General features: G+C 69.4%; 14 protein-coding genes and 1 tRNA gene. 8 read left to right on the top strand and 7 right to left on the bottom strand.

What is annotated here, in order from left to right; genetic code table 11:
* Positions 1 to 210 precede the first annotated feature (210 nt).
* Both OG349_RS17945 and OG349_RS17940 read left to right on the top strand, forming a co-directional pair.
* The gene (locus OG349_RS17945) at positions 211 to 738 is read left to right on the top strand and encodes a peptidylprolyl isomerase (protein WP_327235579.1); all 528 of its coding nucleotides are present in this window, start codon (positions 211 to 213) and stop codon (positions 736 to 738) included.
* 136 nt (positions 739 to 874) lie between these two features.
* On the top strand, positions 875 to 1,741 hold the full coding sequence (locus OG349_RS17940; protein ID WP_327235578.1) for a rhomboid family intramembrane serine protease: 867 nt from the start codon (positions 875 to 877) through the stop codon (positions 1,739 to 1,741).
* Positions 1,742 to 2,018: 277 nt separating this feature from the next.
* Here the strand turns inward: OG349_RS17940 and crgA are convergent, their stop codons facing one another.
* Positions 2,019 to 2,276, bottom strand: a complete 258-nt coding sequence (crgA, locus tag OG349_RS17935) for a cell division protein CrgA (RefSeq protein ID WP_161312913.1) — start codon at positions 2,274 to 2,276, stop codon at positions 2,019 to 2,021.
* A gap of 139 nt (positions 2,277 to 2,415) precedes the next feature.
* Here crgA and OG349_RS17930 point away from each other — a divergent pair, with 139 nt between their 5' ends.
* From OG349_RS17930 to OG349_RS17910, 5 genes are all read left to right on the top strand, one after another.
* Positions 2,416 to 3,219, top strand: a complete 804-nt coding sequence (locus OG349_RS17930; protein ID WP_442806269.1) for a DUF881 domain-containing protein — start codon at positions 2,416 to 2,418, stop codon at positions 3,217 to 3,219.
* 192 nt (positions 3,220 to 3,411) lie between these two features.
* A complete protein-coding gene (locus OG349_RS17925; protein ID WP_202534728.1) occupies positions 3,412 to 3,585 on the top strand; it encodes a hypothetical protein in 174 nt (57 codons plus the stop codon).
* Positions 3,582 to 4,220 (top strand): aminodeoxychorismate/anthranilate synthase component II, encoded by a 639-nt coding sequence (locus OG349_RS17920; protein WP_327235577.1) that lies wholly within the window; start codon positions 3,582 to 3,584, stop codon positions 4,218 to 4,220. Before OG349_RS17925 ends, OG349_RS17920 begins: the two co-directional genes overlap by 4 nt.
* The gene (locus OG349_RS17915; RefSeq protein ID WP_327235576.1) at positions 4,217 to 5,734 is read left to right on the top strand and encodes a class E sortase; all 1,518 of its coding nucleotides are present in this window, start codon (positions 4,217 to 4,219) and stop codon (positions 5,732 to 5,734) included. Before OG349_RS17920 ends, OG349_RS17915 begins: the two co-directional genes overlap by 4 nt.
* Before the next feature lie 46 nt (positions 5,735 to 5,780).
* Complete coding sequence (locus OG349_RS17910; RefSeq protein ID WP_442806268.1) at positions 5,781 to 6,578, top strand: class E sortase; 798 nt, start codon at positions 5,781 to 5,783, stop codon at positions 6,576 to 6,578.
* A 100-nt stretch (positions 6,579 to 6,678) separates the two neighbouring features.
* On the opposite strand, the gene pknB is transcribed toward OG349_RS17910, so the two are convergent.
* The 6 genes from pknB to OG349_RS17880 form a co-directional block, all read right to left on the bottom strand.
* On the bottom strand, positions 6,679 to 8,736 hold the full coding sequence (gene pknB, locus OG349_RS17905) for a Stk1 family PASTA domain-containing Ser/Thr kinase (RefSeq protein WP_327235575.1): 2,058 nt from the start codon (positions 8,734 to 8,736) through the stop codon (positions 6,679 to 6,681).
* Between the two features lie 170 nt (positions 8,737 to 8,906).
* On the bottom strand, positions 8,907 to 10,367 hold the full coding sequence (locus OG349_RS17900) for a peptidoglycan D,D-transpeptidase FtsI family protein (RefSeq protein ID WP_327235574.1): 1,461 nt from the start codon (positions 10,365 to 10,367) through the stop codon (positions 8,907 to 8,909).
* The gene (locus OG349_RS17895; protein WP_327235573.1) at positions 10,364 to 11,761 is read right to left on the bottom strand and encodes an FtsW/RodA/SpoVE family cell cycle protein; all 1,398 of its coding nucleotides are present in this window, start codon (positions 11,759 to 11,761) and stop codon (positions 10,364 to 10,366) included. The genes OG349_RS17900 and OG349_RS17895 overlap by 4 nt, the downstream gene beginning before the upstream one ends.
* Before the next feature lie 25 nt (positions 11,762 to 11,786).
* Entirely contained in the window at positions 11,787 to 13,355 is a 1,569-nt protein-coding gene (locus tag OG349_RS17890; RefSeq protein WP_442806267.1) for a PP2C family protein-serine/threonine phosphatase, read from the bottom strand.
* Between the two features lie 84 nt (positions 13,356 to 13,439).
* Entirely contained in the window at positions 13,440 to 13,958 is a 519-nt protein-coding gene (locus OG349_RS17885; RefSeq protein ID WP_327235572.1) for an FHA domain-containing protein FhaB/FipA, read from the bottom strand.
* Between the two features lie 10 nt (positions 13,959 to 13,968).
* Positions 13,969 to 14,835 (bottom strand): DUF3662 and FHA domain-containing protein, encoded by an 867-nt coding sequence (locus OG349_RS17880; RefSeq protein ID WP_327235571.1) that lies wholly within the window; start codon positions 14,833 to 14,835, stop codon positions 13,969 to 13,971.
* Between the two features lie 314 nt (positions 14,836 to 15,149).
* Here OG349_RS17880 and OG349_RS17875 point away from each other — a divergent pair.
* Positions 15,150 to 15,233: transfer RNA gene (locus tag OG349_RS17875), tRNA-Leu, on the top strand.
* The last annotated feature ends 206 nt before the right edge of the window (positions 15,234 to 15,439 follow it).

Raw genomic sequence — 15,439 nt, 5'->3', positions numbered from 1 at the left:
TCGGCATGCGCCTGTCCCGGCGGGACCCGGCGAGCCTTTTTTCGGCGTGTGTACTGCGCGTGTACTGGTCCGCGCCTGTCCGCCGAAGTGCCTCCGTACACCTCGAAGTGCCTCCGTACACCTCCCGGCGCCTCCGTACACCTCTGTCCGGGCCGTGTCTCTTCCGTGCGAGGATCGCGGGAGTCAGCGAAGACACACGGAAGGCAGATCGTGGCCGAGCAGCTTTACGCCACCCTGAGGACCAGCCAGGGGGACATCGAGATCCGGCTCCTGCCGTATCACGCGCCCAAGACGGTCAAGAACTTTGTGGAGCTCGCCGAGGGCGGGCGCGAGTGGACCCACCCGGCGACCGGCAAGAAGTCGCACGATCGTCTGTACGACGGCACGGTCTTCCACCGCGTCATGAGCGGGTTCATGATCCAGGGCGGCGACCCGCTGGGCAACGGCACCGGGGGACCGGGGTACGAGTTCGCCGACGAGTTCCACCCGGAGCTGGCCTTCGACAAGCCGTACCTCCTGGCCATGGCGAACGCGGGGCCCGGCACCAACGGCTCGCAGTTCTTCATCACCGTGTCGCCGACCACCTGGCTGAACCGCAAGCACACCATCTTCGGCGAGGTCAGCGGCGAGGCCGGCAAGAAGGTCGTGGACGCGATCGTCGGTACGCAGACGAATCCCCGTACCAATCGCCCGTTGCAGGACGTGGTCATCGAGTCGGTCGTCATCGAGACCCGCTGACCGCGGGACCGGACCGCCGCCGAGACCCGCCGACCCTGTCGGGAACCTCGTGCCCCGTCCGTCCGTAGTGGTTACATGACGGCCCGGCGGCCCGGCGCGCTCCGTGCCGGCCGCCGTCACCAGGCGGGAGGGACCGATGGACCAGGCGAGCGGAAGCCTGCCCAGCTGCTACCGGCATCCTGGGCAGGAGACCGGCGTCCGCTGCACGCGGTGCGAGCGGCCCATATGCCCCGCCTGCATGGTCGACGCCTCGGTGGGATTCCAGTGCCCGGAATGTGTACGGCAAGGTTCCGGTACGGGGCACCCGCCGGCCGCCGGCCAGCCGCGGACGGTCGTCGGCGCGACCGTCGCCCGCGACCCCCGGCTGCTGACCAAGATCCTGGTCGCCCTCAACGTCGTGGTGTTCGTCATCGCCACGCAGAGCGGCGATTTCGTCGACCGCTTCGACTTGGTCGGGAAGTACTTCGACCTGATGGCCGGACACGACGTCGGGGTCGCGGACGGCCAGTGGTACCGGCTGATCACCGCCACGTTCCTGCACGAGCAGGTCTGGCACATCGGCTTCAACATGCTGAGCCTGTGGTGGATCGGCGGACCGCTGGAAGCGGCGCTCGGCCGCGCGCGCTACCTCGCGCTCTATCTGATCTCCGGACTCGCGGGCAGCGCCCTCACGTATCTGCTCGCCGCGCAGAACGCTCCCTCGCTGGGCGCGTCCGGCGCGATCTTCGGGCTCTTCGGCGCCACGGCCGTCCTGATGCGCAAACTCAAGTACGACCTGCGGCCCGTCATCGGACTGCTCGTGGTGAACCTCATCTTCACCTTCAGCATCCCGGACATCGCCTGGCAGGCCCACATCGGCGGCCTGGTCGCGGGCACCCTCGTGGCCGTCGGCCTGGTCCACGCGCCCCGGGAACGGCGGGCCCTCGTCCAGTACGGGACGGCCGCGCTCGTGCTGGCGGCGACGCTCGCGATCGTCGTGGTCCGTACGGCCGCACTCACCTGAGAGCGCGGCCCGCCGCTCCACGGGTGCTCCACCGGCCGAGTTGTCCACAGTGCGTGTCGGATCTTGTGCATGCTGTGGGGAACATCAGTGCCCCTTGTCGCTGATGTGGGTCTGACCAGCAACGACAAGGGGCGGCTGTACGGCGGGAACGGCGGACGCAGTCACACCGGCGTCAACATTCCGTGGAGTTATCCACAGATCTTCTGACCTTTTCCCCTGCTGTGGACAACGCTGTGGATAAGCCTGGGGAGAGCTTGACGCCCGGGGGGTGGAGCGGCTACTTCCACTGGGTGGAGACACCGAAGCCGATGGCGATGAAGCCGAAGCCGACCACGATGTTCCAGTTCCGGAAGCTCTCCAGCGGCAGGCTGCCGTCGGTCACATAGAAGAGGACGATCCAGACCAGGCCGATCAGGAACATGGCCAGCATGACCGGGGCGACCCAGCTGCGGTTCGTCAGCCTTATGTTGGTCGCCTGCTTCGCGGCCGGCGGCGGCGTGAAGTCGGCCTTCTTGCGGATACGTGACTTCGGCACGAGGAACTCTCCTGTCGATGCGCTGCGTGACCGCGCAGGGGACTGAAACGGGGTGCCGGGCGGGGAACAGGGGGAACGCTGCCTCCCCAGGCGTCCGTTAGCGTAGTGCTTCCGTGGCGTCTAAGGAGATAAGGGTACGTTGAGCAATTCCGCCGACTCTCCGCCAGGGGTCCCCGAGGGGACTCCGCGGCCCGCGCCGGAAGGGCCGCGCCGCCGCCTGGTCCCCCGGCCGGTCAGGCTGCTCACGGCCGCCGTCTTCGCCCTCGCCGGCCTGATCTTCGTGACCAGCTTCAACACGGCCAAGGGCACCAACATCCGTACCGACGCCTCGCTGCTCAAGCTCTCCGACCTGATCCACGAGCGCGACCGCAAGAACGCGGACCTCGGGCGGTCCGCCGCGGAGGTACGGCGCGAGGTCGACGCCCTCGCCGGCCGTGACGACGGCTCCACCGAGGCCGAGGACGCCCGGCTGCGCGCCCTGGAGAAGACCGCGGGCACCGAGGAGCTCACCGGCTCCGCCCTCACCGTCACCCTCGACGACGCCCCGCCGGACGCCACCGCCAACCCCGGCTACCCCGAGCCCCAGCCCAACGACCTGGTCATCCACCAGCAGGACCTCCAGGCCGTCGTCAACGCCCTGTGGCAGGGCGGGGCGCAGGGCATCCGGGTCATGGACCAGCGGCTGATCTCCACCAGCGCGGTGCGCTGCGTGGGCAACACGCTCATCCTCCAAGGACGCGTCTACTCGCCGCCGTACAGGATCACCGCCGTGGGCGACCGGGAGAAGCTGTCCAAGGCCCTCGCGGACTCCCCGGCCATCCAGAACTACCAGCTGTACGTGAAGGCGTACGGCCTGGGCTGGCAGGTCGACGAGCACAAGAGGGAGACCCTCCCCGGATACACCGGCACGGTGGACCTCCACTACGCGAAGCCCACCGGATAGCCGGACAGGACGGCCGCGGGCGGAGGCGGACAGTCCGTTACGTGGCCCGTGCGCGCCGCGTTCACGGCGGCCGCTGTGACGAACGGCAAACCCGAACGTCCGTACAGCTCGCCGGTGCACCGCCCATGTGCCCCCGCCGCCCTTTAGTCTGTTGCTGTACCGGCTGGCGCGGTACCGAACGGAAGGGACAGCATGTACGGCTGGATCTGGCGGCATCTGCCGGGCAACGTGTGGGCGCGGGCGGCCATCTCGCTCGTGCTGGCGCTGGCCGTCGTCTACGTGCTCTTCCAGTACGTCTTCCCGTGGGCGGAGCCCCTGCTGCCGTTCAACGACGTGACGGTCGACGGATCGGGGTCGGCCGGATGAGCGCCCGCATCCTGGTCGTGGACAACTACGACAGCTTCGTCTTCAACCTCGTCCAGTACCTGTACCAGCTCGGGGCCGAGTGCGAGGTGCTGCGCAACGACGAGGTCAGCACCGCGCACGCGCAGGACGGCTTCGACGGCGTCCTGCTCTCCCCCGGCCCCGGGACCCCCGAAGAGGCCGGTGTCTGCGTCGACATGGTGCGCCACTGCGCCACGACCGGGGTGCCCGTCTTCGGCGTCTGCCTCGGCATGCAGTCGATGGCGGTGGCGTACGGAGGTGTCGTGGGCCGCGCCCCCGAACTGCTGCACGGCAAGACCTCGCTCGTCACGCACGAGGGCCGCGGCGTCTTCGCCGGGCTGCCCTCGCCGTTCACCGCGACCCGGTACCACTCGCTGGCCGCGGACCCCGCGGAGCTGCCCGCGGAGCTGGAGGTCACGGCGTGGACGGACGACGGCATCATCATGGGCGTACGCCACCGTGAACTGCCGGTGGAGGGCGTCCAGTTCCATCCCGAGTCGGTGCTCACCGAGCACGGCCACCTGATGCTGGCGAACTGGCTGGCGCGGTGCGGGGATCCGGGTGCGGTCGGCCGGTCGTCGGGCCTCGCACCGGTGGTGGGCAAGGCGCTCGCGTGACGGCACTCCGCCCGGAACACGACGCGGGCGGCCAGGGGGCCCCGTACGCGCGCGAGGCGTATGAGGAGGCTGTCGAGGCCGCGGCGGCGGAGGCCGCGCTGAGGGCGGCGGTGGGCGGCCTGGCGGACCCGCTGAACGATCCGCTTCCGGGACAGGCGCCGGGGGTGCCTTCCGGGCAGGTCCCGGGCGCGATCCCGGGGCAGCCGTCGGGCCGGCCGGGGGCGGGCGGTGAGACGGCGGCTCCCCGGGCGCGTCACGGCCGTCACCGAGGGCCGGAGAGCCGGCAGGAGGCGGGGCAGGCTCCTGTCGCCCCCGAGGCTCTTGGGGGCGCCGGACAGGCTCCTGTGGCCCCAGCGGCCCCTGTGGGGCCTTCTGCCCCCGCCGCCCCGGTGTCCGTGCCGCTGCCGCCCGAGCGGCCGGTGGCCGGTCCGGGTGCGGGTCAGGAGTCCGTACGGGAAGCCGGGCCCGCCCCCGCGCCCGTACCGGGGTCGATGGACGAGACCCTCATAGCCGGGCCCCTCTCTTTCACTTCGCCGGTCCGTCCTCCGGCCGACCTTCCCGACGACGCGACCATCGGCCTCCGTACGGACGATCTGCGGCGGGCGACCGCGGCGCGGTCCGCCGAGTCCGTCACCGCCTCGTCCGCCACCGGGCAGGACCAGGCCGGTTCCGAGCAGGGCGGGCGCGCGGAACGCCGTAAAGCCGCCAAGGGTGGCCGGGGACGCAGGCGGCAGGAGCCGGGGGCGGCCGAGGCCGAGAACGGCCCCGGGACGGCCGCGCACGGGTCCGGGCGGGCCAAGCCGCTCTCCCGCGTCGAGGCCCGCCGCGCCGCGCGCGCGGCGAAGGACAGCCCCGCGGTGGTCGTGAGCCGTGTCGTCGGTGAAATGTTCATCACCTTCGGCGTGCTGATGCTGCTGTTCGTCACCTACCAGCTCTGGTGGACGAACGTCCGGGCCGACCAGTACGCCGGCAAGGAGACGAACAAGATCCAGGACAGCTGGGCCAAGGGCCGCAAGCCCGGGGTCTTCGCGCCCGGCCAGGGCTTCGCCATCATGCACATCCCCAAGCTCGACGTCGTGGTGCCGATCGCCGAGGGCATCAGCAAGTCGAAGGTCCTCGACCACGGCATGGTCGGGCACTACGCCGAGGGCAAGCTCAAGACGGCGATGCCGGAGGACAAGCAGGGCAACTTCGCGGTGGCCGGCCATCGCAACACCCATGGCGAGCCGTTCCGTTACATCAACCGGTTGCAGCCGGGCGACAGGATCATCGTCGAGACGCAGGACGCCTACTACACGTACGCGATGACCAAGACCCTGCCGCAGACCTCTCCGTCGAACGTGAGCGTGATCGACGCGGTGCCCCCGCAGTCGGGGTTCGCGGGGCCCGGCCGCTACATCACGCTGACGACCTGCACGCCCGAATTCACCAGTACGTACCGGATGATCGTGTGGGGCAAGATGGTGGACGAACGGCCACGCAGCAAGGGCAAGCCGGACGATCTCGTCGGCTGAGCCCGCCGGGGGGCCGGCCGACTGGACTGGGACGGGGGCGGGTGCGGTGGCAGCGAGAACCGAACACGACGAGCAGACCGGGGCACCACCGCCGGGACCGGACGAGCCCGCCGCGCCGACCGGTCCCGACCCGTCGCCGGGCCGGCCGCCCAGGAGCCGTATCGCGGCGGTGGTCAGCGTCTTCGGCGAAGTGCTCATCACGGCCGGCCTGGTGCTCGGCCTCTTTGTCGTCTACTCGCTGTGGTGGACCAACGTGCTCGCGGACCGCGAGGCCACCAAGCAGGGCAACGAGGTACGCGACAACTGGGCGCGCGGCGGTACGGACGGCACGGGCGGCGACGGCACGCCCCGGTCCTTCGACTCGAAGGACGGCATCGGCTTCCTGCACGTCCCCGCGATGAACAACGGCGAAGTGCTCGTCAAGAAGGGCACGGAGCCGAAGTCCCTGAACAACGGGATCGCCGGCTACTACACCGACCCGGTCAAGTCGGCGCTGCCCTGGGACAAGAAGGGCAACTTCACGCTGGCGGCGCACCGGGACGGCCACGGCGCGAAGTTCCACAACATCCACCAGATCGAGGTCGGCGACCCGGTCGTCTTCGAGACCAAGGACACCTGGTACGTCTACAAGGTCTACAAAGAGCTGCCGAAGACGTCCAAGTACAACGTGAACGTCCTGCTGCCGGTCCCCAAGGAGTCGGGCAAGAAGAAGCCGGGCCGCTACCTGACCCTGACGACCTGCACCCCGATCTACACCTCGGACTACCGCTACATCGTCTGGGCGGAACTGGTCCGCACGGAAAAGGTCGACAAGAACCGCACCCTGCCGCCGGAGCTGCGCTGAGGGTCGGGTCGGTCGGTCGTACGCGAGGAAGCCCTGGTCCCCCCACTGTGGGGGCCAGGGCTTCCTCGTTGTCCGCCGTGCGGCGGGTGCCGTGCGGCGGTCAGTCCTCCGTACGGAAGGCGACTCCGGACGCGCCTCCGAAGAAGCCTCCGTCGTTGCCGTCACCTTCGCCGCCGCCGCCGTTGTTGTTGCCGCCGTTCTGGCCGCCGGCGTTCACCGTGATCAGGACGACGGCCGACCCCTTGTCGACCTGTGTGCCCGAGGGCGGGGTGACGTTGAGGACGATGGCGTTGTCGTCCTGGGGCGAGTTCGGGGCGAAGGTCGCGCTGAGCCCCTGGCTCTGGAGGATCGCCTTGACCTCGCCGACCCGCTTTCCCGCCAGCTGGTCCGGTACGGCGACCTTCTCCTGCTGCGGGCCCTTGGAGACCTGAAGGGTGATCTGGCTGCCCTTCGGGGCCTTGGTGCCGCCGGGGGGGTCCTGTTTGACGACGATGCCCGCGGGCTGATCGCTGTCCACGTCCACCCGCTTGACGGTGAAGCCCAGCGTGTCCTCCAACTGCGACCTCGCGGAGTCGAACTGCTGGCCGTTGGTCACGTCGCGGACATCGACCAGGGCCTGCTTGGCGATCGTCAGCGTGACCTCGGCGCCCTTCTCGGCCTGGGCGTTGCCCGCCGGGTCCTGTTCCAGGACCGTGCCGGGGTCTTCGTCCGACTCGACCTGCTTCGGGTCGCCGACCTTGAAGCCCTTGTCCTCCAGGAGACGTGTCGCGTCCTTGAGGTCCTTGTCCGTGACGTCCGGGACCTCGACCTTCGGCGCGCCCTCCGAGACGACGACGTTGATCGTGTCGCCCTCGCTCATCTCACCGGCCTCCGGGGCCGGGTTCTGGCTGCAAATGGCGTTCTTTGGCTGGTCGCAGCGTTCGCTGCTGGACTGGGCGACCTTGACCCCGGCGTTGGTCGCCAGCGTCTCGGCCTCCGTCAGGGTCTTCCCGACGAGGGTGGGGATCGGCACCTTGCTCTTCGCGTCGCCGTCGCCGCTGAAGACCGCCTGGCCGATCAGGATCGCCCCGACCAGGACCAGCACACCGGCGACGATCAGCAGGATCGTCGACGTGTTGGACTTCTTCGGCTGGCGCCGACGGCCCGGGCCGCCCCCGTCGTAGCCGCCTCCGCCGAAGCCCCCGTCGTTCGGGTTCATCGGGGGGAGCATCGACGTGGCCGGGTCGGCCGTGCGCAGCGCGGTGGTCGCCTGGTCCACGTCGCCGCCGTACCCGCCGCCGTAGCCGACCGCGCCCATGGCGGCGGTCGCGCCGACGGGCTGGCCGTCGAGGCAGGCCTCGATGTCGGCGCGCATCTCGTCGGCGGACTGGTAGCGGTAGTCCCGGTCCTTGACGAGGGCCTTGAGGACGATCGCGTCCATCTCGGGCGTGATCTCGGGGTCGTACACGCTGGGAGGCTGCGGCTCTTCCCGTACGTGCTGATAGGCCACCGCGACCGGGGAGTCCCCGACGAACGGCGGCCGGACCGCGAGCAGCTCGTAGAGCAGGCAGCCGGTGGAGTACAGGTCGGAGCGCGCGTCGACCTGTTCGCCCTTGGCCTGTTCCGGGGAGAGGTACTGGGCGGTTCCTATGACGGCGGACGTCTGCGTCATCGTCATGCCGGAGTCGCCCATCGCACGGGCGATGCCGAAGTCCATGACCTTGACCTGGCCGGTGCGCGTCAGCATGACGTTGGCGGGCTTGATGTCGCGGTGGACGATCCCGGCGCGGTGCGAGTACTCCAGCGCCTGGAGGATCCCGACGGTCATCTCCAGCGTGCGCTCGGGCAGCAGCCTGCGCCCGGAGTGCAGCAGCTCACGCAGGGTCGAACCGTCGACGTGCTCCATCACGATGTACGGGAGGGAGACGCCGTCGACGTAGTCCTCGCCGGTGTCGTAGACCGCGACGATCGCCGGGTGGTTGAGCGAGGCGGCGGACTGGGCCTCCCGGCGGAACCGGGCCTGGAACGACGGGTCACGGGCCAGGTCGGCCCGGAGCGTCTTCACAGCGACGGATCGGCCGAGCCGGGTGTCGTGCGCGAGGTACACCTCGGCCATGCCACCACGGCCGAGCACCGCGCCCAGCTCGTACCGGCCGCCGAGGCGACGCGGCTCTTCCATAACTGTTCCGGCCCTCTCCGTCAGTCCCGATCGCACCGGTGAGTGGTCTCCGGCGATGTGCTGTACGCGCCTACGCTACCGGGCACGCCTCGTGCGGTCCGCCTGTACCAGTCACCTGATACGTGACCGGTATCGCAATGTGCAGATATGGACGTGAAGCGTGACCGGCGTCACTTCTTGCTGTCGATGACCGCCTTCATCACGTCCCTCGCGATGGGAGCGGCGAGGCCGCCGCCCGAGATGTCGTCGCGGCTGGCGTCGCTGTCCTCGACCACGACGGCCACGGCGACCGGGGACCCGGCGTCGGTCTTGGCGTACGAGATGAACCACGCGTACGGGTTCTTGCTGTTGTTCTCGCCGTGCTGCGCGGTACCGGTCTTGCCGCCGACCGTCACGCCGTCTATCTGCGCCTTGGTGCCGGTGCCTTCCTTGACGACCGTCTCCATCATCTGCTGGAGCATCTGCGCGTGCTCCTGCGTGAGGGGGCGGCTCAGCTCCTCCGGGTCGGTCTGGCTGAGCTGGTCCAGGTTGGGCGCCCGCAGCTGGTCGATCATGTACGGCTTCATCAGCTTGCCGTCGTTGGCGATCGCGGCGGCGACCATGGCCATCTGGAGCGGGGTGGTGCGGGTGTCGAACTGGCCGATGGAGGAGAGCGCGGTCTGGGACTCGTTGATCTTCTCGGGGAAGACCGACGCGTTGGCCCGGACCGGGACGAACTGCTCCGAGTTGAAGCCGAACTTCTTCGCCGTCTCCAGCATGTTGTCCGCGCCGACGTCCACGCCGAGCTTGCCGAAGACCGTGTTGCACGAGTACTGGAGCGCCACGCGGAGGGTGGCGTTCTTGCAGGGGATGTTGCCCTCGTTCGGCAGCTTCGTGGTGGTTCCCGGCATGACGTACGGGTCGGGCGAGTCGGTCTTGTCGTCGATGCCGCTCACGACGCCGTGCTCCAGGGCCGCCGCCGCCGTGACCACCTTGAAGGTGGAGCCGGGCGGGTAGGTCTCACGCAGCGCCCGGTTGAGCTTCGGCTGGTCCTTGTCCTCTTCGAGCTTGCTCCACGCCTCGCCGTCCTTGTCGCTGTTGCCGGCGATCGTGGAGGGGTCGTAGCTGGGGGTGGAGGCCAAGGCGAGGATCTTGCCGGTCTTCGGGTCGATCGCGGCGACCGCGCCCTTCTTCGTCCCGAGTCCCTCGAAGGCGGCCTTCTGGGCGGCGCCGCTGAGGGTGGTGATGACGTCGCCGCCCTGCTTCTCCTCGCCGGTGAACATCGCCAGGGTGCGGTCGAAGAACAGCTGGTCGTCGGTGCCGGTGAGGATGCCGTCCTCCAGCTTCTCGATCTGGGTGGCGTCGAAGGCCTGTGAGGCGAAGCCGGTGACGGGGGCCCACATGGGGCCGTTCACGTAGGACCGCTTGTAGGCGAAGTCGCCGACCTTCGTCTTGACCGACCCCGTTATCGGCTTCCCGTCGACGATGATGTTGCCGCGCTCGTGGGCGTACCGCTCGATCAGGACCCGGCGGTTGTACTTGCTGGAGTTCAGCTCGTCCGCGCGTACGTACTGGAGCCAGTTGTCGCGTACCAGGAGCGCGAGGATCAGCAGGCCGCAGAAGATCGCGACCCGTCGCAGGGGTTTGTTCACGGTCGGACCACCTGGGTCATTTCGGCGTCGGGTGACGGGGCGGGGGCCGGCGCGGGCCTGCGGGCGGTGTCGCTGATCCGGATCAGGATGCCGATCAGCGCCCAGTTGGCGATCACCGAGGAACCGCCGGCGGCCAGGAACGGCATGGTCATGCCGGTCAGCGGGATGAGGCCCATCACACCGCCCGCGACGACGAAGACCTGGATGGCGAAGGCGCCGGAGAGGCCGATGGCGAGGAGCTTGCCGAACGGGTCGCGGGCGGCGAGGGCGGTCCGTACACCGCGCTCCACGATCAGTCCGTACAGCAGCAGGAACGCCATCGTGCCCGCGAGACCCAGCTCTTCACCGACGGTGGCGAGGATGAAGTCCGAGTTGGCGGCGAAGCCGATGAGGTCGGAGTGGCCCTGGCCCCAGCCGGTGCCGAGCGTGCCGCCGGAACCGAAGGCCATCAGGGACTTCGCGATCTGCTCGCTGGCCGCGATCTTCCCGTACCCGGCGAAGGGGTCGAGCCAGGCGGTGACGCGGTCCTGGACGTGCGGTTCGAACGTGGCGACGCCGACCGCGCCGCCCGCGGACATCAGCAGGCCGAAGACGATCCAGCTGGTGCGTTCGGTGGCGACGTACAGCATGATCACGAACATGCCGAAGAACAGCAGGGAGGTGCCGAGGTCGGTCTCGAAGACCAGGATCAGGATCGACATGGCCCAGACGACCAGGATGGGTCCGAGGTCGCGGCCGCGCGGCAGGTAGAGCCCCATGAAGCGGCGGCTGGCGAGGGCGAGGGCGTCCCGCTTCACCATCAGGTAGCCGGAGAAGAAGACCGCGATGGCGATCTTGGCGAACTCGCCGGGCTGGATGGACTTTCCGGCGATGGTGATCCAGATCCGGGCGCCGAACTGCGCGGGGAAGAAGACCGGGAGGATCAGCAGGACCAGGGCCGCGAACATGGAGATGTACGTGTACCGCTGGAGGATGCGGTGATCCTTGAGGAGCAGCAGGACGGCGACGAAGAAGGCGATACCGAGCGCCGAGTACAGCAGCTGGTTCGTGGCGCCGGGGACGAAGTTCTGCGTCGACTGGAAGAGCTTCGACTGGTCCAGCCGCCAGATCAGCACGAGGCCGAGACCGTTGAGAAGTGTCGCCAGCGGGAGCAGCAGCGGGTCCGAGTACGGGGCGAACTTGCGCACCACGAGGTGCGCGATGCCCGCGAGCAGGCCGAGGCCGAGGCCGTAACCGAGCATCCCCGCCGGCACTTGGTCATTGATCGCGAGACCCACGTTCAGGTACGCGAAAATCGGGATGACGACCGCGAAGGCCAGCAGGGCCAGTTCGGTGTTGCGGCGGCTCGGTGCCTCGATGGCGCCGATGGTGGTGGTGTTCGTGACAACGCTCATGGTGGTGAAGAGGCCCCCTCGGCCGCTACTGCTTCCCGCAGTTCGAGGCCACTTTCTGCTCCTCTTCCGAGAGGCTGGGGCCCGGATGGGGAGTGGCTTTGTCGGGCTTGGTGGTGTCGGTCGGGCCGGTCGAGGGCTTGTCGGTCGGCTTGGTGCCGCCCACCTGCTCCTCGCTGTCGGCCACGTCGGCCGCCCGCTCGGCGGCGCGGCGCTGCTCGTCCTTCTTGCAGGCCGAGGCCTGGACGGCGAGCGCGTCGATCTTCTTGCCGGCCTCGCTCAGGTTGCCTTCGGTGATGGTGCCCTCGACCTGCTTGCGCTGGTAGTCCGGGAGGTACTTGAGTTCGATCTCGGGGTGGTCCTTGTGGACCTTCGAGAGCGAGACCCAGGCCAGGTCCTGGCTGATGCCCCGGTAGAGCGCGACATGCTGCTTGTTGGAGCCGACGTAGTACTGGGTCTGGGTCCAGCGGTAGCCGCCGTACAGGCCGCCGCCGACCACGGCGAGCGCCAGGACGACGTAGAAGGATCTCTTGGCCCACTTGCGGCCGCCGCGGGGCTTGACGAAGTCGTCGTCGCTGTAGGTCCCGTACCCGCCCTCGGGCGGCATGCCGCCGTACGCGGGGTCGTCGCCGCTGCCGGGCGGGCCGAAGCCGCCGGCGGGCTGCTGCGGTACGGCGCGGCCGAGGCCGGCCGCGCGGCCCGCGGGGGTCTGCATCGCGGCGGCGTTCTCCGCGGCGCTGGGCGGAAGCTGGTTCTCGGCGACGGCGCCGACGACGACGGGGGTGTCGTTGAGCTGGGCGGCGAGGGTGTCGTTGGCGTCGACGTCCAGGACGTCGGCGACGATGCAGGTGATGTTGTCGGGGCCGCCGCCGCGCAGGGCCAGCTCGATGAGGGTCTGGATGGTCTCCTGGGGGCCCTGGTAGCCGGCGAGGGCCTCTTCCATGGTCTGGTGGGAGACGACGCCGGAGAGACCGTCCGAACAGATCAAGTACCGGTCGCCCGCCCGTACTTCACGGATGGAGAGGTCCGGCTCGACGTGGTCGCCGCTGCCCAGCGCGCGCATCAGCAGGGAGCGCTGCGGGTGGGTGGTGGCCTCTTCCTCGGTGATCCGGCCCTCGTCGACCAGGCGCTGCACCCAGGTGTGGTCCTGGGTGATCTGCGTGAGGAGGCCGTCGCGCAGGAGGTACGCGCGGGAGTCGCCGACGTGGACGAGGCCGAGGCGCTGGCCGGTCCACAGGAGGGCGGTGAGCGTGGTGCCCATGCCCTCCAGCTGCGGGTCCTCCTCGACCATCAGGCGGAGCTGGTCGTTGGCGCGCTGGACCGCCGTACCGAGCGAGGTGAGGATGTCGGAGCCCGGCACGTCGTCGTCGAGCTGCACGAGGGTGGAGATCACCTCGGAGGAGGCGACCTCACCGGCGGCCTGGCCGCCCATGCCGTCGGCGATGGCGAGCAATCGGGGGCCGGCGTAGCCGGAGTCCTCGTTGCCCTCCCGGATCATGCCTTTGTGCGACCCGGCGGCGAAGCGCAGCGACAGACTCATGCGCACCTCGCCCGTCGGCTCGCCGGTCGACTGTCGCGCCAGCCGGTCTCGAGCCACACTGCCCACCCTCCGGTCGGGAGCCTGCTCCGGTCCGCTGTCGGGACCGCTGCGGCTCGCTCGCTCCGCTCGCTCATTGTCGTACTACTTCCGCAGCTCGATGACGGTCTTCCCGATGCGGATCGGTGAGCCCAGCGGAATCGGTGTCGGGGTCGTGAGCCGGGTCCGGTCGAGATACGTGCCGTTGGTGGACCCGAGATCCTCGACGATCCACTGGCCGTCACGGTCCGGGTAGATCCTGGCATGCCGGCTGGACGCGTAGTCGTCGTCCAGCACGATCGTGGAGTCGTGCGCGCGGCCCAGGGTGATGGTCTGCCCCTGGAGCGCGACCGTGGTGCCGGTCAGGATGCCTTCGGAGACGACCAGCTTGGTGGGTGCGCCGCGGCGCTGCCGGCCTCCCTGCTGCTGGCGTTGCGGCGGCGGGGCCGCCGCCGCGGTCTGGCGTGCCTGTTGCGGTCTGGCGTCCGCGGTGCGGCGTGAGCCGCGCTGGGTGACGCGTGTTCCGAACAGGTCGCTGCGGATGACCTGGACGGCCACGATCACGAACAGCCACAGAACGGCCAGGAAACCTAGCCGCATGACCGTCAGGGTCAGCTCTGACATTGCCCCCGCTTCACCCTTCGGCTTGCCGGTAAACGATGGTGGAATTGCCCACGACGATCCGCGAGCCGTCGCGGAGCGTAGCGCGGGTGGTGTGCTGTCCGTCTACCACGATGCCGTTGGTGGACCCGAGATCCTGGATAGTCGAGGGCGTACCGACCCGGATCTCGCAGTGCCGCCGCGATACGCCGGGGTCGTCGATCCGCACGTCCGCCTCGGTGCTGCGGCCGAGCACGAGCGTCGCGCGGGAGATCTGGTGGCGGGTGCCGTTGATCTCGATCCAGCGTCTTACCTGGGTGCCCGGCAGGCCGCCGGGTGCCGCCGCGGGGCCGGGTCCGGCCGCGTGGCCGGGTCCTGGAACCGGTCCCGGTCCGCGTCCCGGGCCTCCTGGCGGGGGCTGGTGGCCGCCGGGCGGGGGTGCGGCGGGCATGGGGGGCGCGGCGGCGGGCGGGTAGCCGTAGCCGCCCTGGGGGGCAGCGGGGGCGGGCCCCGAGGCCTGGGACGTACTCGACGCCAGGGTGCGGCTGCGCACCCGGTACAGACCGGTGTCGAGGTCCTCGGCCTTCTCCAGGTGGACCTTGATGGGGCCCATGAAGGTGTAGCGCTGCTGCTTCGCGTAGTCGCGGACCAGCCCGGACAGTTCGTCCCCGAGCTGTCCGGAGTACGGGCTGAGCCGCTCGTAGTCGGGCGTGCTCAGCTCGACGATGAAGTCGTTGGGTACGACGGTCCGCTCGCGGTTCCAGATCGTCGCGTTGTTGTCGCACTCGCGTTGGAGGGCGCCGGCGATCTCCACGGGCTGGACCTCGGACTTGAAGACCTTCGCGAAGGTGCCGTTGACCAAACCTTCGAGACGCTGTTCGAAACGCTTCATGACTCCCATGGGGCACCTCCTCGGTCGTTGCTGTCCTGGTACTGCTTACTGATCGTATCCACGCGCCGGGAAATAGGCTGGTTCCCCATGTCCGCCCCGTTGATGAGTGTCACCTCTCACACGGATCGTAGAGGCGGCCTCCCGACAGTGTCCCGCACCCCGGGTGCACGGAGGAGGAGTGGGGCCCGCCCCTGTTCGTTCCCTGTTCCAGGACCGGGCCGGCCAAACAAACGGATGTGATTCGACCCCCTCCAGCGTGCTAATCTTCTCGATGTCGCCAGGAGTTCACACCAGCAGGTGAGGCACCGGACGGCACACCCAATGCGCGGGTGGCGGAATAGGCAGACGCGCTGGATTCAGGTTCCAGTGCCCGAAAGGGCGTGGGGGTTCAACTCCCCCCTCGCGCACAGAGAAACCGAAGAGCGGGTCCCGGCCGGAGACGAAAGTCCTGGCGGGGGCCCGCTTCTCGTATGTACGGGGTGTAGGGCTGTACGGGGTGTACGGCGCTGTCTGTCCGGTGAACGGGGGCGGTGAGGGCCTCAGTGACGCATGTCACGGCCGGGGCCGGTCGTGGCGATGGCGAATGACGGGATGTCAGATGCTCCTGGCCTCG

The organism is Streptomyces sp. NBC_01317 (assembly GCF_035961655.1).
Classification (GTDB): domain Bacteria; phylum Actinomycetota; class Actinomycetes; order Streptomycetales; family Streptomycetaceae; genus Streptomyces.
Note: the sequence above shows the minus strand (reverse complement) of the source record. Positions and strands in the feature narration are given on the sequence as shown.